The following is an 18,725-nucleotide window of genomic DNA, read 5'->3' on the forward strand; positions in this document are numbered from 1 at the left end:
GCTTCAAGCAACCTGCTGAAAATAATTCCTTATTTCGAACTGTAGAGCGTCAGGAAGCTTCTGCACGGCCTTCGGGAACGGTTACAAAAAATTACAAATCGGGCGTCCTCCAGAGCCAATCGGGTTACAGTCCGAACCTAATCTTCTCCGGCACGGTTTCGTCCGGCTGCATCTTGTTGCCGGGCGCAAAAATGACGGGGGGCTCAAAATGGAAACCTCCGACTGGCCGTTCAAGAGGAGGAGACCCAATGCCTAAAACAGTGTTTTCTGTCGATCTCAACAAGGCACCAGAGGATCAGGCGATCAAGACGCACAATCGCTGGCATCCCGACATTCCGATGGTTGAGACTTTCAAGCGCGGTGAAGTGTTCCGTGTCGAGTGCTATGACTGGACCGGTGGTCAGATCGGCAACAATGACAGCGCCAACGACGTGCGTGATGTTGATTTGACCCGCGTTCACTATCTGAGCGGTCCGTTCGGTTTCGAGGGAGCAGAGCCAGGAGATCTGCTTGTTGTCGACATTCTCGATATCGGCGCTTTGCCAAACTCCGAATGGGGCTTCAACGGCCTGTTCGCCAAGGAGAATGGCGGCGGCTTCCTGACGGAGCATTATCCGAACGCAACCAAGTCATGCTGGGATTTCCAGGGGATCTACACGACCTCGCGCCACATTCCGGGCGTGCGGTATCCGGGCATCATTCACCCGGGGCTGATCGGCTGTCTGCCCGATCATGCGCTTCTTGCCGAAGCGAACCGCCGTGAGGAGGAGCTCGTTTCTACCGATCCGAACCGCGTCCCGCCGCTGGCCGCACTGCCTTATTCCGACACGGCGCTCATGGGCCAGATGTCGGGTGATGCAGCGCGCAAGGCGGCTGCCGAAGCGTGGCGCACCGTGCCGCCGCGCGAACATGGCGGCAACTGCGACATCAAGAACCTGTCGCGTGGCTCCAAGGTTTATTTCCCTGTCTACGTGAAGGGTGGCGGTCTCTCCATGGGCGACATCCACTTCTCGCAGGGCGATGGCGAAATCACCTTCTGCGGCGCCATCGAAATGGCCGGCTGGATCGATCTGAGCGTCGATGTCATCAAGGGCGGCATGGCCAAATACGGCGTCACCAACCCGATCTTCAAGCCGAGCCCGATCGATCCGCATTTCGACGATTACCTGATCTTCGAGGGCATCTCGGTCGATGAGCACACGGGCGAACAGTATTATCTGGACGCGCATGTGGCCTATCGCCGGGCCTGCCTCAACGCGATCGAGTATCTGAAGAAGTTCGGTTACACGGGCGAGCAGGCCTACAGCATCCTCGGCACCGCGCCGGTGGAGGGGCGAATAGCCGGCATCGTGGACATACCGAACGTGTGCGCAACGCTGGCCATTCCGACAGCGATTTTCGATTTCGATATCAATCCGAACTCGACCGGGCCGACCAAACAGGTCTCCGGCGTGGACGTCGCGCGAACCACCTGAGGCTTGCCACAGGATATTCAATGAAACGAACGGGACAGCCGGGGTGGGACCCGGCTGAACCCGCCTTTCGGGAGGAAGAGCTGCCATGCTGCTCGGTTTTGCCTTGCTATACGTCGGCGCCGTCCTGTTTCTCAACGGGCTGTGGCTGATGGGAAAGATCGACGACAAGGAGGTTGTCGTCATCAATGTCGTGTCCGGCTTCGTCACGCTTTGTGTTGCACTGGCGTCGGCGTTCGGGACTGCGGCGGATGCTGCGTCGGTCAAGTCGGCGGCGCTGACACTGCTGTTCACCACCACCTATCTCTGGGTCGCCTACAACCGTGTGGTCGCGGTGGATGGCCGCGGGCTCGGCTGGTTCAGCCTGTTCGTGGCAATCACCGTCGTGCCCATCGCGATTGAAGGATTGGCCGGCGCGCAGAGCTTCACCGACACCTGGCTCGGGCTCAACTGGGCCATCTGGGCGGTGCTCTGGTTCATGTATTTCCTGCTGCTTGCCTTGAAGCGTCCGATCCTGCAGGCCACCGCGGTCGTCACGCTCCTCACCGGCATAGTCACCGGCTGGCTGCCGGGCTTCCTGCTGCTTCAGGGAATGCTCTGAATTTTTCGTGCGGCGGCGTCTGGTCGCCGCACCATGCGAGACAGAATTTTCGGAGACCAACATGCCGCTTTACAATTACGTTTGCGAAGATTGCGGACCTTTCGACGAGTGGACCTCCATGGCGGAGGCGGGCAATGCATGCGCCTGCCCAAGCTGCCAGACACCGAGCAACCGCGATGTGGCCGCGCCGAGCCTCAGCCTCATGAACGGCACACTCCGGCGCGCGCTTGCCCGCTCGGAAAAAAGCGGTAGCGAGCCGCGAGTGGTCAAGAAGGAGCATCTGGCCGGGTGCGGCTGCGCGCTCTGCAAGGTCGGCAAGAAAGGCCCACCCTCGCCACGCAAGAAATGGATGATCGGCCATTGCTGAGGCCGGGATCGGTCTGAAGACCTGCCACAACCAGCCCCAATTGTTCTCAAAAGGCCAAAACTGCCGTGATGAGAGCGGTTGGGGCTAAGCGATTTATGCAGCCACTCTCCAGTGGCTTCGAGAACATCAGTTTTGCCAACGACCGGCTATTGTCGTGCAGCACCCGCTGCGCTCGGTCTTGTTCGGGCAACCGGACCGCATCCCCTCCATCGCGCCTCGTTGAAGAAATCTGGGTATCCCCCCGAGAGGCACACAAAAGGTTTGATTTGACCTGTCTTTCCGGCGAGAGTCTCCCGAAGACGCCTTCGCCACCCCGGTCCTCCCCTATACAAAAAGGCCATAGTGCCGCGCTGTCTGTGAAGCGCTGCAGCTTCACCCTTTCGGACATTCGCGAACTTTGCAAAGACGTCTGGCCGCTCGCCTGTGCTGGTTCCTTGCATGGATACTATGCAACCGGGTGTATCAATAATTAGAATTTTCGGATGCTGTCTTTCAGGGGCTTCTTCTTCTTATAAGCTCTTGTGGCGCTCGATAGCTGGAAGGCAGAAAACCAACGCTTCCCAGGGGAATTTCTCAGCAAGATTGATGGTAAATAAGTATATGAAGTAATTATGGAATTATCTCGTGAGGAGATTCGGAATTACGACAGTGAACTCTCGACAAAGACGCAGCAGCGCGTTCTGAGAAAAGTTCGCTGACTCATTAATGGCGCTGGACATGTCGTCTAAATTTTGAGAACTTGTCCCGCAAGGGCGCATTTTTCAGACGCCTTAATCGATTAAATCGCCTTTGGAAGGTCTCAGATTGATAACCACTTCTGGTCTGACGAAGAGCTTCGATCTTGAAGGTGGAAGCATCCTCGCCCTGGCCCCGCTTGATCATCGGATTGAAAAGGGTTCGTTCGTTTCGATTGTCGGGCCCTCTGGCTGTGGCAAGTCGACGTTTCTTCGATTGATCGCGGGCCTCGAAGACGCTTCCGGCGGCACGATCAAGCTCGACACCGGCTCTGCAAAGCGCCCCGTTGGGTTCGTGTTTCAGGATGCGGTGCTCCTTCCCTGGAAGACCGTCCGCGACAATATCCGCTTTCCGCTCGACACCGCCGGTGTGCGCCGCGACGAGGGCAACCGGATCGTTGGTGAGCTGATTGATCTCGTTGGGCTCACGGGTTTCGAAGATGCGTTGCCCAAGCAGCTTTCCGGCGGCATGCGCCAGCGTGCTGCCATTGCTCGGGCGCTGTCCGACGATCCGCCCATCCTTCTGATGGATGAGCCGTTCTCGGCGGTGGACCTTCTCACCCGTGAAACGCTGAACGATGAATTGCTGCGAATCTGGCAGCGCACGGGCAAAACCATCCTTCTGGTCACCCACAGTGTGGAAGAGGCAGCCTATCTCGGCAGCGAGGTCATGGTCATGTCGCCACGTCCGGGCCGCTTGAAGAAAACCTATACGGTGGACCTGCCGCATCCGCGCGGCGAGGCCACCAAGCTTGATCCCGCTTATCACCAACTGGTTGCCGAACTGCGCCAGGACATGCGGGAAACGGAATGATGCTCGCCCGCTTTCGACCCGTTTTCGAATATGGTTTGGCGCTGTTGTTGCTGACCATCGCCTGGTGGTATGCCAGCGGGCCGATGGGCATCCCCAAATATCTTCTTCCGTCGCCGCAAAGCACAGTCTCCACCCTGTGGGATTCGCTGGTGAGCGGCCAGTTGTGGCCCCACCTCTGGTTCACCGTCCGCAACATTTTCCTGGGTTTGGCTATCGGTGGCGTGGCCGGCATTGCCGGCGCCTATCTGCTCTACAAAATGCCCCGGCTTTCCACCTATCTGGATGGCCCGCTGGTTGTCTTCCAGACCGCGCCGAAGATCGCCCTCGCGCCTCTCTTCGTCGTCTGGTTCGGCCTTGGCCTCACGGCAAAGATCGTGCTCATCGTCTCGCTCGTCTTTTTCCCGGTCTTGATGGGCGCGCTTGCGGGCTTTCGCAGCATCGACAGCCGCATGCACGACCTCGCGAAGCTTCTGAAGCTGAACCCGTTCTCGCTGTTCTGGCGTATCGATCTGATGGCAGCGCTTCCGGGGATTTTCGTCGGTCTCAAGATCGGCGCGGTGCAGGCGCTTGTCGGCGCGATCCTTGCCGAGTGGATCTCCGGCAGTGACGGGCTCGGCTATCTGATGACCTTCGCCTCCGCCACCTACAAGACCTCGCTGCTTTTCGGCGCCGTGCTTCTGACCTCGCTTCTGGGCATCGCCCTGCATGGGCTTCTCGGCGCGATCGAAAGCCGTCTCCTTTCATGGAAGGTGCAGGATGGCCGATAGCGCAAGACCCACCGCGCGCCTGCCGTTTTCCGGCGGACGTCCACCCCATCTCCCTTGCGGGCCGGGCGATGTGGCCGAGGATGTTCTGGTGCCGGGCGATCCCGACCGTGTTGCGCTGCTGCGCGACATGCTCACCGATGTGCAGGATTTCGGCCGCAAGCGCGAGTTTGCGCTCGTGACAGGCATATTTGAAGGCCGGCGGCTCACCATCTGTTCCAGTGGCATTGGCGGTCCGTCGACCGAGATCGCCCTGGTCGAGCTGGCCATGCTGGGCGCAAAGCGTGTGATCCGCATCGGCGGGTGCTCCGCACTGGTGCCGGAAATCCCCACCGGCGACTACATCGTGCCGCACATGGCGACCGGCATGACCGGCGTTGCAGCCCTTTATGCCGAGCATGGTCACAGGCCTGTGGCCGATCCCGCACTCGCATCTGCGCTCGAAGCAAGCGCAGCAGCGCTGGGGCTTGGTGCACACCGGGGCATGATCGCCTCGACAGACAGTTACTATCTCGGGCAGGACCGACCGCTCACGCTGGATGCGGTCGAAAGCCCGGACGCTGGATATCTGGACCGTTTCCTTGCCGAGGGGGCCATCGGGGTGGAAATGGAATCGCAGGTGATCCTGGCCGTTGGCCGGGCTCTTGGCCTCAGGGCGGCCTGCCTCTTGGGTGTGCACGGCAATCGCGCCACCGACAATTGGCTCGTCGATTATGAAAACACGCAGCGAAACCTGCTCCGCATTGCGGGCCGGGCTCTGGCACTTGATGCGTCCCAATAGGAGATAAAAATGAAATTCATGCTGAAAACCGGCGTTGCCGCGCTCGCGCTCATCGCTTCGGGCGTCGCGGCACTTGCTGCCGATAAGGTCGTCATGCAGATCGACGGCGCCGCCGTTCCATTCTACTCGCCGCTTTATGCTGGTGTTGAAAACGGCTTCTTCGCTGATCAGGACATTGAGGTCGAGTTCATCTATGCCGGCGCGTCCGACATCTTGACCAACATTGCCGCCGGCAATGTGGATTTCGGCTTCCCGAATGGTGATGCCGTCGTGGCGGCAGCCGCCAATGGCCTGCCGGTGAAGGTGGTCCACACCACCTATCAGCGCGGCATTGGCGCGTTGCTGGCCAAGAAAGAGACCGGCATCGAGACCTATGCGGACCTGAAAGGCAAGACGGTTGCCGTCACCTCGCTTGGTTCGCCCAATTATCTCCAGCTTCAGGTGGGTTTGCAGAATGCCGGCCTCACGCTCGACGACATCAAGCTTGAAGTGGTCTCCACCGGTGCAATCGTTCAGGCGCTGCAGAGCGACCAGGTCGATGCCATCGTGTTCTCCGAGCTGCGCAAATACAATCTGGAAGGCGCGGGCGTCGATGTCACGATGATCCTGTCCAACGACTTCCTGCCCTCCTTCGGCAATGTCGTTGTCACCTCCAGCCGCCTGCTTGAGGAAAACCCGGATCTCGTGAAGCGCTTCACCAATGCAGTCACCGCCTCCTATGAATGGGTGATCGACGGTCATGTCGACGATGCTCTCGAAATCTCCTTCGAGAAGTACACACCGACCTGGGCCGATCAGAAGGAGCTTCTTTCGACGGCGTTCAAGAACAGCTTCGTCGCCTCCGTCTGGCAGAGCGAACTGACCAAGGAAAAGGGTCTCGGTGCTGCCGATCTCGACGCCTGGCAGGCCAATGCCGACATTCTGGCGAAATACGAGGTCATCGAGGAAGCGCCCAAGGCTGCCGACTTTGTGGTCGACCCGTCCTCGATCGGCGAATAAGCCATGCTGAAGCGCGGGATCGCGGGTCTGGTTCTCATCGTCGCCCTTTGGGGCGGCGGTGTGTTCCTGTTCAATGTGCCGGATTATCTGTTGCCTAGCCCGGCCGCCGTCATGGCGCGGATGGCGTTTCTCTATGAAAACGCCAATCTTCTGGGCCATGTCTATGTGACGGTGATGGAGATTTTCTGGGGCTTTCTGCTTGGTTTCCTTGCAGGCATTCTGGCCGCATTGCTGTTTGCCCGCTTTCCCGTTTCCGAGCGGATGTCCACGCCGCTCATCCTGCTTCTTCAGACCGCGCCCAAGATCGCCATCGCGCCACTGCTTCTGTTGTGGCTCGGTCTTGGGCCGGCACCAAAAATCGTGCTGGTTGCCATTGTTACCTTCTTCCCGGTGATGACGGGCATGCTGTCGGGCCTGCGTTTCGTCAATAAGTCCTATCTGGATCTGGCACGCGTGCTGAAGCTGTCGCCGCTGCAGCGCTTCCTGCATATCGAGCTGCCCTCCGCACTTCCGACCCTCTTTGCCGGCGCGACAGTGGCGACCACGCTTGCCATGACGGCAGCCGTGATCGGCGAGCTGATGGGCGCAAATGAGGGCGTGGGCTATCTCCTTTCCTCTGGACAGGAGAATGCCGACACGGCCACAGTGATCGGAATGGTGCTCCTCCTCTCGCTCATGGGCTGGAGCTTTTATGAACTGTTCGAAGCGCTGCGCCGTCGCATGGAGGCGCGCTTCGCGGAAGGGTGAGGGATGTCTGTGAACGGTCGTGTCTTCCTGTGCGTTCTGGATTCGGTGGGCATAGGCGGCGCACCGGATGCCGAGCGGTTCGGTGATGCCGGTGCCAACACGGTTCTTCACATCGCCGAAGCCTGTGCTGCGGGCAGGGCGGAGGAGGGGCGTTCCGGCCCGCTTCATCTTCCCAATCTTTCCGCCCTTGGTCTTGGTGCGGCACTCGAGCTTGCCTGCGGCCAGTCCGCGCCGGGGCTAACCGAGCCTGAGACCGGAGCATCCTGGGCGGCCCTTCAGGAAGAAAGTGCCGGCAAGGACACCCAGACCGGCCATTGGGAGCTGGCAGGCCTGCCGCTTTCCAAAGACTGGCATTATTTTCCCCATGAGGTTCCGGCCTTTCCGGAAGAGGCGATGGCGCGCCTGCGTGAGGCGGGCGGGCTGGAGCGCACGCTCTTCAATGCGCACGGCTCGGGTTCGGACGTGCTGGAGCGTTTTGGCGCGGAGCACATGGAGACCGGCGCGCCGATCGTCTACACGTCGGCAGACAGCGTGGTGCAGATTGCCGCGCATGAGGAGACATTTGGTCTCGAACGGCTTCTGCAACTCTGTGAGGCAGCGGCCGAAATCTTCCATCCCATGAATGTCGGGCGCATCATCGCCCGGCCTTTCGTAGGGGACGCGGAAAGCGGATTTACCCGCACCGCCAACCGGCGCGATCTTGCCATCGCACCGCCCGGAGAAACAGTCTGCGACCGCCTTGTGGCTGCTGGTCGAACCGTGCACGGCGTGGGAAAGATTGGAGACATCTTCGCCGGCAAAGGCATCTCGCGTGTCCTGAAAGCCCCCAACGACGATGCCCTTTTCGACCGTCTGCTTGAGACTGTCGAAACTGTTGCCGACGGTGATCTCGTCTTTGCCAATTTCGTGGAATTTGACAGTCTTTATGGCCACCGCCGCGATGTGGCCGGTTACGCACGGGCGCTGGAGTGGTTTGATCGCCGCCTCGCCGAGCTTCTGCCGAAGCTGCGTCCCGGCGATCTTCTGATGCTGACGGCCGATCACGGCAACGATCCGACCTGGACTGGTACGGATCACACGCGCGAGCGCGTTCCCTTGCTGCTTGCTGGCAACGCGTTGCCCTGGGCTGGAAGCGGTGGCGTCTTGCCGTTCAAGAGGGTGGCGTCAATGGTGGAAGACCATCTGCTGGGCTGATAAACCTGCCTGGCGCCAGACGCGGTTTTCATCCTCCATCTTTCACAAAAGCGGGCGCGCCTGCCGTCAGTTGTCACGCCGCGCAAGCGAGGCAGCGGCTGGCCAAAACCCGCTTGAATGGCGCGCTACTGCCGCCTCATGTTCCCGGAAGAGCATCTCACGGGCAGGTCCCGCTTGTTTTTCACGCTCATGACCGACCATCCCTTCCAGTCGCCGGAGCGCACCAGCCTTTCGGCAACGCGCCTTGCCTTTTTCTTGGCTGCAAGCTCGCCCAGAAAGAGCGTGTCGCCTCCTATGCTTGAATTCCTGTCCTCGACGCTTTTCAGCCGAGCATAAAACCGGTCGAAAGATCCTGTCTTGATCCTGTACTCATCCACTGTCACGCCCGAACCGATGAGGTGGCAGCGCCGGCCGCCCTTGCCTCTCAGCCTGAACAGCAGATACTGGTCGACGCGGCGGCGTGTTGCGACGTTCGACTGGGCGCGATCGGGATAAAGTTCACCAGGGTCGATACTGTCTTCCGACCCCCAGGTGACAAGATAGAGGCTTTTTCGGCTTCCATCCTCTTTCCCATATTTCTCGCGCGTTCTGTATTTCCGTTCCTCGACCTTTGCTTCAGCGCGGGCGCGCGCCTCCGGCGTCAGTCGACCGAAATTTCTGTCCTCAGCCTGCTTGGAGGAAAGAACCACACGTCCGTCCGACCAGTTTGCTTTCTCGGGCCGGCCTCCTTTCGCAGTGAAAGTGCCTTCCCCCTCCCCAAGCGATCCAAGAAACGTCCCTGAATAGACGTCGCCCTCCTTCGTCTCATAGGTTCCGACGCCCTGGATCTTGCCATCGCGGAATTCGCCGACATAAACCCCGCCGGATTTGGTTACCAGCCGGCCTTTGCCTTCCCGCTGGCCGTGGACCCACGAGCCTGTGTAGTGACCACCATCTTTCCAGTAATAGGTGCCTTGCCCGTGTCGGCGGCCATCCAGCACTTCACCGGTGTAGCGGTCGCCATTCTTGTAGGCATAGTCCTTCACCTTGGCGTAGCCTTTGGTCACTGGTCTCTTTCCAGAGAGCAGTTCTGCCTTGGACGGGAGCTTCAGTTCCCCGCGCAACACCTTTTGAACATTGCTGAAGCTTGGCTTGTGACCAGCCAGACGGAGGCGTTCCTCAATTTCCAGCATCTGCTGGAAGGAGTCTTTCTTGGCGCCGTCATCGGCGCTCTCGGCCAAAGCCGGCGGCTGAGTGCAAACGAGAAGAGTACCGAGAAAGAGCCAGGGGAGTGCAGCAGACTTCGAAATTCTCAACAATGACAGGTGTAACGCCAAAATATCATCCAATAAATTTAACCAGCTCAGTAGATTCAAGATGACTGATGTCTGTCAAGCAATTGGTCGTCGGGAAAGAGATTTTCTTGGCAGTGGTGACCGAACTCTGTTTCAATTCTCCCTTCCCCGTTATCGAAATCGCTAGCGGTCTTCCGGCCCGAATTTCGGCGCGGTTCCGCTTTCAGTGACCGCGTCTGTGTCCCGCTGAGGCCGCTTGGATACGGGCTTTCAGTGCGCGCGCGCAGCTTTCGTGATGTCCGCGGATGGGTCTGTGTGATTTCTGCTCTCGGGTTGCATGGCCGTTCGATAGCCCTGGGGCGTTGTGCTGTAGAGCGCCCGAAAGGCACGGCTGAAATGCGCCGCGTCGGCAAACCCTGTGTCGACGGCTATTTGCGCAATCTTGTCCGTAGTATGAGTCAGCAGCCAGGCTCCATAGCGCAGGCGCATGTCACGGAAGTAGCGTGAAGGGGTCTGGTTGAGCTCTGCGATGAACCGCCGATCCAGTTGCCGTGGACTGATACCGGCCTGCCTGGCGAGTTCGGGAACCTGCGGTGGCTCGTTCAATGACTGTTCCATCAAATGCACCACGCGGCGCACCGCGCTGTCTCGCACATTCTGCATTTCTCCGTAGAAATGTGCCTGGGGATGCGTGGATGGCCGTACGCCCTGAAGCATCATGTGGCGGATGCTCTGCTGTGCCTTTTCGTGGCCGCAGTGTTGCGTGATGAGATGCAATGCAAGGTCGCACGCACCAGCCGAGCCCGCGCAGCTGATCCGGTCGCCGGCATGAACGAAAATGCGGTCGGGGACAGCGCGGATATGCGGAAACTGCTCCTTGAATGCCTCGAATACATTCCAGTGAACGCACGCGACATAGCCCTCCATGAGACCGGCCCGCGCGATGTTGAACGTGCCCGTACAAAGGCCGATGAGAGGTGTCCCGGCGCCTGCCGCGCGATGAAGGTAGTCATCGAGCCACCGGGGCTGCTGCCTTTCCAGATAGCCATTCCCGCCGCACACGGCGATGTAATCAAACAGTCCGGGGTCGGCCAACTCACTGGTGGGGGTAATCTTCAGGCCGCAGCTTGCGGTGACGTCCTTGCCACCCATGATTTCCCAGCCGCAGGCAATTTGCCGACTGCGCCCGCCTTTGTCCGCAGAAAGACGCATCGCTTCGATGAAGCCCGAGAATGCGTTGAGCGTGAAGGATTCGAGCAACACGAAGCCGACACGCAATTGCTGTCCCATGTCCGCAGGCATTCCCGTCCTTGGCCTCGTATGCCGCTGCGTTTCGCCGGTGCGGCGTGAAATGCCGGGAAGCATATCGCTTTGACCAAAAAATTCAATAATCCGTCTAGAATCTTCTCGCCGAGGCTGTCTTCTACGCCGTAATCTCGAAAAGGTAGATCGCTCCGATAGAGTGCGAAACAACAAGAGGGAACAGGATATGTTCAAAAAAGCTGCGATGCTTGCGATGGCCGCCGGTCTGGCGCTGTCTGGTTTTTCCGCAATGGCTCAGCAGATTGAGCTGAAGGCAAACGTCCCTGGCAATGAAGAAGGCATCGCCTTCCGCTCGGTCCAGCATTTCGCTGATCTGGTCAAGGAAAAGACCGGCGGTGAAGTGGCCGTCAAGGTGTTTCACTCCAGCGCGCTGGGTGATCAGCCGAGCTCCCTGGAAGCGCTTCAGGTTGGCATTCTCGACATGGCGACCATCGAAACGCCAATCACCGGCGTTGACCCCGTGCTGGGCGCGACAGCATTGCCTTACATCTTCACGGATCGGGATCACATCGCCCGTGCGCTCGGCGGCGAAGCCGGCGACTGGATCCGCGAGCGACTCGCGGCAAAGGGGTTGCGCGTCATCGGTTATCTTGAAGGCGGTTTCCGCCAGATCACCAACAATGTTCGGCCGATCGTCACGCCCGCAGACCTGAGGGGTGTGAAGATGCGCACGCCAGACAGCAAACTGCGCATCGACATTTTCAACCACTACGGTGCCAACGCCTCTCCGCTTCCGTTCCAGGAATTGTACTCTGCCTTGCAGACCGGTGTGTTTGATGGTCAGGAGAACCCGGTCATCTGGGCCAAAAGCACCAAGTTCTATGAGGTGCAGAAATACCTCTCTCTGACCAATCACCTCTACACAGTGACCTATCTCCTGATGAGTGAGAAGGCCTTCCAGAAATTGCCGGAGAACGTTCAGGCGATTTTTGCAGAAGCGGGCGAGGAGGCTGTGAGAAAGTCCGTTGAACTGGGCATCGAGGCCGACCGCGATATTGTCGCCTTCCTCGAGGAAAAGGGCATGGAGGTGAATGCAGCCGATATCGCGGCCTTCACAGCCGCCTCGGAGGAAATCTGGTCGAACTGGGTCGCGGAAAGGGGTGACGACGCCCAGAAACTGGTCGACCTGATCCGCGCTTCGGCACAGTAAAAGACAGGAGCGCGGACGTGATCAATCGAGTTCTGGAAGCGATCTGCGCCGCGCTACTCCTGGCCACGGTCGTCATCGGTTTTATGGCGGTGATCTACCGCTACGTCTTCGACAACGCCTTGTCCTGGAGTTTCGAGGCGCTGCTTGGCCTTCTGACCTACATCACCTTCATCGGCGCCTATCTTGCGCTGCGGAAGAATGCGCATCTGCGTGTGGACCTGCTCGCAAGCGCACTTCCGCGGCCAGGACGGCTCATCCTGTTCCTTTGCAATCAGGCGCTCATAGGTTTGATCGGGCTGCTGATGCTGCGTCAGGGCTGGCGGCAGACTGTGCTGTTCCAGGATCAGACCACCCAGGTGCTCGAGATATCCAATGCATATCTCTATGCCGCCATCCCCGTATGCGGCCTCTTGATCTGCATTGATGCCATCACCCGCATTTTCATCGGTCTACGCCGGTTTTCTACAGGCCAGGAGCTGTTTGACGACGCTCCGATGTCCGGCAAAAGCGAAATCTGAGACCCTCCATGGAACTGCTCTTCGTCCTTTGCATCCTGCTGGGCCTGATCGGAATCGGCCTGCCCATTGCCTTCGCGCTTCTGGCGATCGCGATAGGGGTTCTGTTCGTTGGCGACGTTGATCTGGTCATCGTTGCGCAGCGCCTCTATCGGGGTGTCCAGAGTTTCCCGCTTCTGGCGGTGCCGCTCTTCATTCTGGCCGGTCAGATCATGAGCCGCAGTGGCATCTCTGCCCATCTGGTGGAGTTTGCCAAGACGCTGGTGGGCCAGATGCGTGGCGGCCTCGCGGCGGTGAACATCGTCACCAGCATGTTCTTCGCCGGAATGAGCGGAACTTCCATGTCGGACACGGCGGCCGTCGGGGGCATGCTGATCGATCCCATGATCAAGCGTGGTTACAGCCGTGCGTTCACTGCCGCTGTTACGGCATCCTCTTCCACCATCGGCATCATCATTCCACCCAGCGTTCCCATGGTCATCCTTGGAGCGTATCTGGGTATTTCGACTGGCGCATTGTTTGCCGCAGGCATTGTCTCAGGTCTTCTGCTCGGGCTCGCGCTCATTGCCGTCGCCTGGGGGATTTCGGTTCATCGAGGCTATCCGGTCGAAGAAAAATTCAATGTCCGCGTGATGCTGAAGGCGCTGCTGCGGGCGACCCCCGCATTGACAATGCCTGTCATCATTCTGGGGGGCATTTTGGGCGGTGTTTTCACCCCGACGGAAGCCTCAGCGGTGGCTGTGGTCTACGGAATACTGGTCGGCGTCGTCTATTATCGCACACTCACCATCCGTGTTCTCTACGAAACGTTCTGCGAGGCTGCTGTCCTCAGCGGAGCTGTCATGTTCGTCACTGCAACGGCTCATGTGATGGGGTATGCCTTCACCTTCGAGCAGCTCGCAGATGGCCTGCTTGGTCCCATCGCACGCATGGACATGTCCCCGGTGACCTTCCTGGTCGTGCTGAGTGTCGTGTTGATCATCGCCGGCACATTCCTGGACGGCATCGCCATGATCTTCATCGTGGTGCCGCTCTTCTTCCCGGCGGTTCAGCTTCTTGGCATCGACCCGGTGCATTTCGGCATGGTTGTCGTTTTGTGCTGGGGCATCGGCCAGCAGACACCGCCTGTCGGCGCGGCGCTTTTCATCACCAGCGTGATCGCCCGCGTCAACATTTTCAGCCTGACGCTCGCCAATCTTCCCTTCGTCGCCGTGATGCTGGTGGTGCTTGGATTGGTGATCCTCTTTCCCGAGCTGATCGTTCTCTGGGTCCCGCGCGCCCTCGGTCTCTGACCCCTTCTCAGTCTTAAGCATAGAAAAGGACTCATCGAAATGATGAACAAGAACAGATACATCGATGTGATCTACACGCACACCGATGGTGAGCCCACCTGCATCATCCATGGTGGCATACCCTATCCACACGGTCTCGATATTGTCGGAAAGCGCCAGTTCATTCGCGACAATTACGATTACATCCGCACCGCGCTCCTGCGTGAGCCTCGTGGTCACAACGACATGGTTGGTGTGTTTGTAACGCCGCCTTCCAGCCCTGACGCGGATGCCGGCATGCTATGGGCCGATGGCGATGATTTCATGGAGATGTGCGGTCACGGAACCATCGCGCTTTCCATGGCGATGGTCTCGCACGGTTTGGTCCACAATGTTGCCGAGCCTGTCACCAGGATCCGTTTCGAGACACCGGCTGGCATGGTCGTTTCCGAGGTCGCGTCCGAAGACGGGCAGGTTCAATGGACGCGCTTTCAAAATGTTCCGGCCTTCGTCCTGGAGCAGGATGTGCCGATTGAGCTGCCGGGCTATGGCGCCCTGACCGCCGACATCGCGTTTGGCGGGAACTTCTTCGCCGTGGTGAAATGGCCTGATCAGGACCGCCCGATCGGGCCTGAAAATGGTCGGCTTCTCTCCGATATGGGCGTTCTGGTGAAAGAACAGATCAATGCAAAGATGGATGTGCGGCATCCGACCGAGAAGCATATTCAGGGGCTGAACTTCACCACGTTCTGGCAGGAACCGGATCACGCCGGCAGCCTCTACCGCAATGTTCACGTGTTCAGCGATGGCAAACTCGACCGTTCTCCCGGCGGCACGGGTACCAGCATGATGATGGCGGTGTTCGAGGCACGCGGGAAAATCAAGATCGGCCAGACCATCAAGTCGGAGGGTCTGCTGGGCTGCGGTCGTTTTGAAGGGTGCCTCCTTGGCGAGACGATGCTTGGCACACAGCGTGCGGTCATTCCCACGGTGAAGGGCACCGCAAAGGTGATCGGCTATGCGAAGTGGTTGATTGATCAGACAGACCCGGTGGGCCTCGGTTTCGTGGTGCGCTAAGAGCGGGTCTCTCCGGTGGAGGTCCTTTGCTGCTCTGCTTCTTTCGCGGTAGCCATTCAGCACAGGCCTCACCATCGGGCATAAAACAGGAACGTTTCAATTCCTGCTTCACAGTGCCGCGAAGACCAGAGCACGACCTCAAAACTTTGATCGGATCGACAGGCAATCCCGGTTCGGAATGCGCATTGGAGCATTCGCAATCGGGATCGCCCTTGATCCGATCCCTTTTCTCAACCACACCCGCATCGCCTTCTCAGGCTTTCCATGTTTGTTGGGTCAGCTCACCTGCATGGGTTGAGCTTGCCGTTGCAGGTATATTGTCCACCTCTCACCTGGCATTCGTAGCCACGAATGATCGCTGCGTTGGTATACGCCAGATCGTTGGCAAGAGGGCTTCCTGACCGTTTTACATACCAGCCCGCTTGGTTCGCCTCTGATCTGGCCCAGCGATCAAAGTGCCGTTGCAGGCAAACGGATGATGGCTGCACGAATGGACGTCCGTACCGTGCAAAGATCTCATTTCTTGCAACGTAGAGCTCCCATCCGGACAACGCGTCAAGTTGAGCATGGCGAATGATTTGGCTGTCGGATTGAGGGAGAACGAAGCCGCTTTTGGAAAGGCGGAGCTGATCTGGCGGTATCTCCGACACATATTCCTGTCCGTGAGGGCCAAGACCGTACACAGAAATCACGCCTGCTACAAAGAGAGCAGCGACGATGGCCGCCGCAGCCGGTTTCTTCTGCAGGCTGAAATTCTTGAGATTGAGTGTGAAATTTCCGCGCTGGCTCGCACTCTCCTTGGCCCTGGGATGAGACAGGCTGTCATATAGAGGGCCCGCTTCCGCTTCTGAGAGTGCCAGGGCCTTCATGACGAGCAGAAGCCTTGGGTCCTCAGAACTGCGTGGCCTGCTTCGCCCATTGCGCCAGTTGTTGATGGTTCGGGCATGGACGTTGACGCGACGCGCGCCGGGAGACTGGCAACCCATAGCGCGGCGAGCAAGTTGCTCATCGGACCTGATGCCCCTGTCCTGCATCAGGTCGGTCAGCTGCTTCGCAAATCCGGTCAAATAGTGAAACCCGCCCCATCCGAGATGCTTTTGTTTTTCTAGCATAAAACTGGGAAATTTCCAGAAATGGCCCTGAATTTCTCAGGAAGTTCGGCCTGGTTGTGGATTCGCATCTGCAAACATGCTTGGCTCATCCCGCAATTCGGGGCTTTTGAGAACAATTGTGGCGGGTGCGGCAGTGGCCAGCGTGGAAACGGAGCGCTGGGTGGAGAATGCCGCGGGGCCGCGCGAGCAGACGAGAACTGGCTCGTTCAAGAAAGTGGGGCGGGATATGAAATGTTTGTGGCTACTGGTTTGCTCGGTGCTTTCTTCGGCTGCGCTCGCGGGGCCCGCGCCCTACACGTCTGCGAATGGCCATCAATACACCTATGCGAGCAACGACAACGGCGCGGTGCTGGAGTCAATCAATCCGGTATCCCGTTTCAAGGGCCAGGGCGCCGGTACGCGCGTCATCACGGGCACTGAAAAACTCTATCTCGGAAAGTCATGCGACGCATATTCCGAGATTCTTGGCTCGGGAAGCTGGGGATGGGCGAATGGCGGCTTCATCGTCGACTTCCCGGAAGCGGTGGTAAAATTTCCGCGCCAGGAGATAACAGTGCCTGGCGGTATGCACTGCCGGTTGTAGAGAGGGGATGAGGCGATGAAATCGAAATTGAAGCTCGTGCCTGAAAAGCTTTTGGGAATGCTTTGCGTGGTGCTCGGCCTTGGGCTGGTGACGGGTCCCGTCCGCGCCGATGTCTGGACGTTCGAAACCCCATCGGAAAACATTCAGTGCACGGTCGGGCAGGAAGTTGGGATCCAGTCCGACATCACCTGCACCATCATTGAGCGATCTGGGGCGCCTGCACAGCCCCGCCCGGCTGATTGCGCCTCTGATTGGGGGCACACATTCTCCATGCGTGAGACAGGCCCTGCTCAGGTGATCTGCAAAGAGACGAGCAGAAGCAAGGACGGATTTTCCAAAGCCGACTATGGAATAACAGGCGAGTTCGGAGGCTTCACCTGCCATTCATCGCGGCAGGGTCTCAAATGCACAAACCGCGATGGCGCGGGTTTCTTTCTCTCGAGGAAAGCGCAGAAGATCTTTTCTTCATTCGGCTCCTCAGAAATTTCCAGCAAGTGAAAACGCGGCAGTTCCCGGTTCAAATTTGAGAACAACGACGGGATTTGCCTGGATAAGAATCGGTGCGGCGAAGCAAGTTTGAATATCAAGATCGTCAAAAAAATGAGCGGATATCAGGGGTAAAAACATGCTGAGATTTATAATCGCTTTTTTGTTGTTTAATTTTCTTGTTGTTGGTCACTCATTCTCTGAAGAATCTTATGAAGAAGTAATATGGAATAAATTCGGATTTCGATTTTCGGAGGCGAAATGCATTGAAGGATATCCCCATCCTTGCAAGATGTTTTACATTTCGGAGGTCAAGGAGGATGGCAACGCGGCTCTTGCCGGTGTGACGCCAGGCGACGCACTTACTTTCATAACCAGTTCCCTATTCGATATGATGAGGCCGGAACATGTAGGCCTTGAAGAGTATCAGCGTGAATTTCTTCGCAAGGTTCGCCGGCACCTGGTGTTCAAGGCGCGGATTTATCAGCTGGAGGCATTGAACGCGGCGGCGAAAGCGCGGGGAAATTATGGCGTCCTGAACGAGGAAGAGAACTACAGGATCGGCTATTTCAACTATATCGAAGCGGAGCGGCACTTGGGGTTCAGTCTGGATGATCAGGGTGTCGTAACCTCGGTCGTTCCCGGAACACCCGCCGCGGCCGCTGGAATACAGGTCGGCGATCACATGATCTTCAAGGACACCTCGCCGGTCGAAAACCGTGAAGAAGCGCGCACGATGATGATCGAGCATCTGAACAGCGTGCTGCACAACAAAAGCAACAGCCAATATTTCCTTCGCGACGGCGAGACCATCAAACTGGAGATGCCTCATCTTGCACTCGGGGAGACGCTTTCGCCCGGCCTGGCTCCGCCCGAGCTTTCCGAAAGCGAGATGGCGGCGTTCAACGAGCTGCCGGATATCATTCAGCCGGTTCTGAAAGCGCTTTACGCGGACAAGTTCGAGCTGGCCGATTTTGAAAGACAGAGATTCTACCGCATTTCCTATCGCGCTTCGATCGTCTCCTTCATGGGAGAAAACGAAATCGCCTTCAAGCTAAAGGAAGCCCTGGACAAAAAGGCGGAAGAGGGCCGTTTTGCCCCCCTGCTCGCGCACTATGCACTTGTCAAAGCAAGATATTTCGATAACTGCGGCGCACCGGTCACAGGCATCGACTACACCGTGACGAGGAGCAGGACCTATACCAGCACGTTCGGCGTGGACTGGAGTCAGGTGCTCTCACAAGAGGCGGCGAGTATCGATGTGGATGCCCGGTTTGCACCTTACGTTCGTGAGGCAGAGTGGGCCTATCCGCGCGCTGGCTGGACCGGAAGCTTCCGCAATTTCATGGAAAAGGCCGGTGGCTGCGGTAGCCCCATCCTTCAGACGCTCGAAGATAACATGCTTCGATATCAGTCCGACGGTTCTTGATGTCAGCGATTTGGGGCGCAGTTGATTTCGGT

The 18,725-nt window shown here is 58.3% G+C and carries 19 protein-coding genes; 16 read left to right on the forward strand and 3 right to left on the reverse strand.

All coding sequences use genetic code 11. From position 1 onward, the window contains the following. Positions 1 to 248 precede the first annotated feature (248 nt). The 9 genes from fmdA to AC2CHD_RS09440 all read left to right on the forward strand — a co-directional run bounded on the left by fmdA (position 249) and on the right by AC2CHD_RS09440 (position 8,473). On the forward strand, positions 249 to 1,475 hold the full coding sequence (gene fmdA, locus AC2CHD_RS09400; RefSeq protein WP_229450458.1) for a formamidase: 1,227 nt from the start codon (positions 249 to 251) through the stop codon (positions 1,473 to 1,475). Positions 1,476 to 1,560: 85 nt separating this feature from the next. Next, positions 1,561 to 2,073: an AmiS/UreI family transporter gene (locus AC2CHD_RS09405; RefSeq protein WP_484553465.1), complete on the forward strand. Its 513-nt coding sequence runs from the start codon at positions 1,561 to 1,563 to the stop codon at positions 2,071 to 2,073. Between the two features lie 61 nt (positions 2,074 to 2,134). Beyond that, positions 2,135 to 2,440 carry an FmdB family zinc ribbon protein gene (locus AC2CHD_RS09410; RefSeq protein WP_229450461.1) on the forward strand — a complete coding sequence of 102 codons (306 nt, stop codon included), beginning with the start codon at positions 2,135 to 2,137 and terminating at the stop codon, positions 2,438 to 2,440. Positions 2,441 to 3,244: 804 nt separating this feature from the next. Then, entirely contained in the window at positions 3,245 to 3,988 is a 744-nt protein-coding gene (locus AC2CHD_RS09415; RefSeq protein ID WP_484553466.1) for an ABC transporter ATP-binding protein, read from the forward strand. Then, a complete protein-coding gene (locus AC2CHD_RS09420) occupies positions 3,985 to 4,755 on the forward strand; it encodes an ABC transporter permease (RefSeq protein WP_484553467.1) in 771 nt (256 codons plus the stop codon). Before AC2CHD_RS09415 ends, AC2CHD_RS09420 begins: the two co-directional genes overlap by 4 nt. Continuing rightward, complete coding sequence (locus tag AC2CHD_RS09425) at positions 4,745 to 5,533, forward strand: nucleoside phosphorylase (protein WP_484553468.1); 789 nt, start codon at positions 4,745 to 4,747, stop codon at positions 5,531 to 5,533. The genes AC2CHD_RS09420 and AC2CHD_RS09425 overlap by 11 nt, the downstream gene beginning before the upstream one ends. Positions 5,534 to 5,542: 9 nt before the next feature. Continuing rightward, positions 5,543 to 6,532 (forward strand): ABC transporter substrate-binding protein, encoded by a 990-nt coding sequence (locus tag AC2CHD_RS09430; RefSeq protein WP_484553469.1) that lies wholly within the window; start codon positions 5,543 to 5,545, stop codon positions 6,530 to 6,532. A gap of 3 nt (positions 6,533 to 6,535) precedes the next feature. Continuing rightward, complete coding sequence (locus AC2CHD_RS09435; protein WP_229450466.1) at positions 6,536 to 7,279, forward strand: ABC transporter permease; 744 nt, start codon at positions 6,536 to 6,538, stop codon at positions 7,277 to 7,279. A gap of 3 nt (positions 7,280 to 7,282) precedes the next feature. After that, a complete protein-coding gene (locus AC2CHD_RS09440) occupies positions 7,283 to 8,473 on the forward strand; it encodes a phosphopentomutase (RefSeq protein WP_484553470.1) in 1,191 nt (396 codons plus the stop codon). A 125-nt stretch (positions 8,474 to 8,598) separates the two neighbouring features. Here AC2CHD_RS09440 and AC2CHD_RS09445 read toward each other — a convergent pair whose 3' ends face one another. Both AC2CHD_RS09445 and AC2CHD_RS09450 read right to left on the reverse strand, forming a co-directional pair. After that, positions 8,599 to 9,519 (reverse strand): MORN repeat-containing protein, encoded by a 921-nt coding sequence (locus AC2CHD_RS09445; protein ID WP_484553471.1) that lies wholly within the window; start codon positions 9,517 to 9,519, stop codon positions 8,599 to 8,601. A 498-nt stretch (positions 9,520 to 10,017) separates the two neighbouring features. Next, positions 10,018 to 11,037: a GlxA family transcriptional regulator gene (locus tag AC2CHD_RS09450; RefSeq protein WP_484553472.1), complete on the reverse strand. Its 1,020-nt coding sequence runs from the start codon at positions 11,035 to 11,037 to the stop codon at positions 10,018 to 10,020. 199 nt (positions 11,038 to 11,236) lie between these two features. On the opposite strand from AC2CHD_RS09450, the gene AC2CHD_RS09455 reads away from it, so the two are divergent. Genes AC2CHD_RS09455 through AC2CHD_RS09470 form a run of 4 tightly spaced genes read left to right on the forward strand, consistent with a single transcriptional unit; the run spans position 11,237 to position 15,083 of the window. After that, entirely contained in the window at positions 11,237 to 12,220 is a 984-nt protein-coding gene (locus tag AC2CHD_RS09455; protein ID WP_484553473.1) for a TRAP transporter substrate-binding protein, read from the forward strand. A 17-nt stretch (positions 12,221 to 12,237) separates the two neighbouring features. After that, positions 12,238 to 12,738, forward strand: coding sequence for a TRAP transporter small permease (locus tag AC2CHD_RS09460; RefSeq protein WP_484553474.1), 501 nt, complete (start codon positions 12,238 to 12,240; stop codon positions 12,736 to 12,738). 8 nt (positions 12,739 to 12,746) lie between these two features. Further along, positions 12,747 to 14,027 (forward strand): TRAP transporter large permease, encoded by a 1,281-nt coding sequence (locus AC2CHD_RS09465; RefSeq protein WP_229450475.1) that lies wholly within the window; start codon positions 12,747 to 12,749, stop codon positions 14,025 to 14,027. 39 nt (positions 14,028 to 14,066) lie between these two features. Then, on the forward strand, positions 14,067 to 15,083 hold the full coding sequence (locus AC2CHD_RS09470; protein WP_484553475.1) for a proline racemase family protein: 1,017 nt from the start codon (positions 14,067 to 14,069) through the stop codon (positions 15,081 to 15,083). 281 nt (positions 15,084 to 15,364) lie between these two features. On the opposite strand, the gene AC2CHD_RS09475 is transcribed toward AC2CHD_RS09470, so the two are convergent. Then, positions 15,365 to 15,952 carry a YARHG domain-containing protein gene (locus AC2CHD_RS09475; RefSeq protein WP_484553476.1) on the reverse strand — a complete coding sequence of 196 codons (588 nt, stop codon included), beginning with the start codon at positions 15,950 to 15,952 and terminating at the stop codon, positions 15,365 to 15,367. A 319-nt stretch (positions 15,953 to 16,271) separates the two neighbouring features. On the opposite strand from AC2CHD_RS09475, the gene AC2CHD_RS09480 reads away from it, so the two are divergent. The 3 genes from AC2CHD_RS09480 (at position 16,272) to AC2CHD_RS09490 (ending at position 18,693) form a co-directional block, all read left to right on the forward strand. Beyond that, positions 16,272 to 16,778 carry a hypothetical protein gene (locus tag AC2CHD_RS09480; RefSeq protein ID WP_484553477.1) on the forward strand — a complete coding sequence of 169 codons (507 nt, stop codon included), beginning with the start codon at positions 16,272 to 16,274 and terminating at the stop codon, positions 16,776 to 16,778. Between the two features lie 15 nt (positions 16,779 to 16,793). Continuing rightward, on the forward strand, positions 16,794 to 17,276 hold the full coding sequence (locus AC2CHD_RS09485) for a DUF6636 domain-containing protein (RefSeq protein ID WP_484553478.1): 483 nt from the start codon (positions 16,794 to 16,796) through the stop codon (positions 17,274 to 17,276). A gap of 280 nt (positions 17,277 to 17,556) precedes the next feature. Further along, a complete protein-coding gene (locus tag AC2CHD_RS09490) occupies positions 17,557 to 18,693 on the forward strand; it encodes a hypothetical protein (protein WP_484553479.1) in 1,137 nt (378 codons plus the stop codon). Positions 18,694 to 18,725: the final 32 nt, after the last annotated feature.

It is taken from the genome of Nitratireductor sp. ATLC21, assembly GCF_057196525.1.

Coding starts and splice junctions, on each gene's coding strand:
- fmdA (WP_229450458.1), top strand. CDS start 249: ATGCCTAAAACAGTGTTTTCTGTCGATCTCAACAAGGCACCAGAGGAT.
- AC2CHD_RS09405 (WP_484553465.1), top strand. CDS start 1,561: ATGCTGCTCGGTTTTGCCTTGCTATACGTCGGCGCCGTCCTGTTTCTC.
- AC2CHD_RS09410 (WP_229450461.1), top strand. CDS start 2,135: ATGCCGCTTTACAATTACGTTTGCGAAGATTGCGGACCTTTCGACGAG.
- AC2CHD_RS09420 (WP_484553467.1), top strand. CDS start 3,985: ATGATGCTCGCCCGCTTTCGACCCGTTTTCGAATATGGTTTGGCGCTG.
- AC2CHD_RS09425 (WP_484553468.1), top strand. CDS start 4,745: ATGGCCGATAGCGCAAGACCCACCGCGCGCCTGCCGTTTTCCGGCGGA.
- AC2CHD_RS09430 (WP_484553469.1), top strand. CDS start 5,543: ATGAAATTCATGCTGAAAACCGGCGTTGCCGCGCTCGCGCTCATCGCT.
- AC2CHD_RS09435 (WP_229450466.1), top strand. CDS start 6,536: ATGCTGAAGCGCGGGATCGCGGGTCTGGTTCTCATCGTCGCCCTTTGG.
- AC2CHD_RS09440 (WP_484553470.1), top strand. CDS start 7,283: ATGTCTGTGAACGGTCGTGTCTTCCTGTGCGTTCTGGATTCGGTGGGC.
- AC2CHD_RS09450 (WP_484553472.1), bottom strand. CDS start 11,037: ATGGGACAGCAATTGCGTGTCGGCTTCGTGTTGCTCGAATCCTTCACG.
- AC2CHD_RS09455 (WP_484553473.1), top strand. CDS start 11,237: ATGTTCAAAAAAGCTGCGATGCTTGCGATGGCCGCCGGTCTGGCGCTG.
- AC2CHD_RS09465 (WP_229450475.1), top strand. CDS start 12,747: ATGGAACTGCTCTTCGTCCTTTGCATCCTGCTGGGCCTGATCGGAATC.
- AC2CHD_RS09470 (WP_484553475.1), top strand. CDS start 14,067: ATGATGAACAAGAACAGATACATCGATGTGATCTACACGCACACCGAT.
- AC2CHD_RS09475 (WP_484553476.1), bottom strand. CDS start 15,952: ATGAAGGCCCTGGCACTCTCAGAAGCGGAAGCGGGCCCTCTATATGAC.
- AC2CHD_RS09480 (WP_484553477.1), top strand. CDS start 16,272: ATGCTTGGCTCATCCCGCAATTCGGGGCTTTTGAGAACAATTGTGGCG.
- AC2CHD_RS09485 (WP_484553478.1), top strand. CDS start 16,794: ATGAAATCGAAATTGAAGCTCGTGCCTGAAAAGCTTTTGGGAATGCTT.
- AC2CHD_RS09490 (WP_484553479.1), top strand. CDS start 17,557: ATGTTTTACATTTCGGAGGTCAAGGAGGATGGCAACGCGGCTCTTGCC.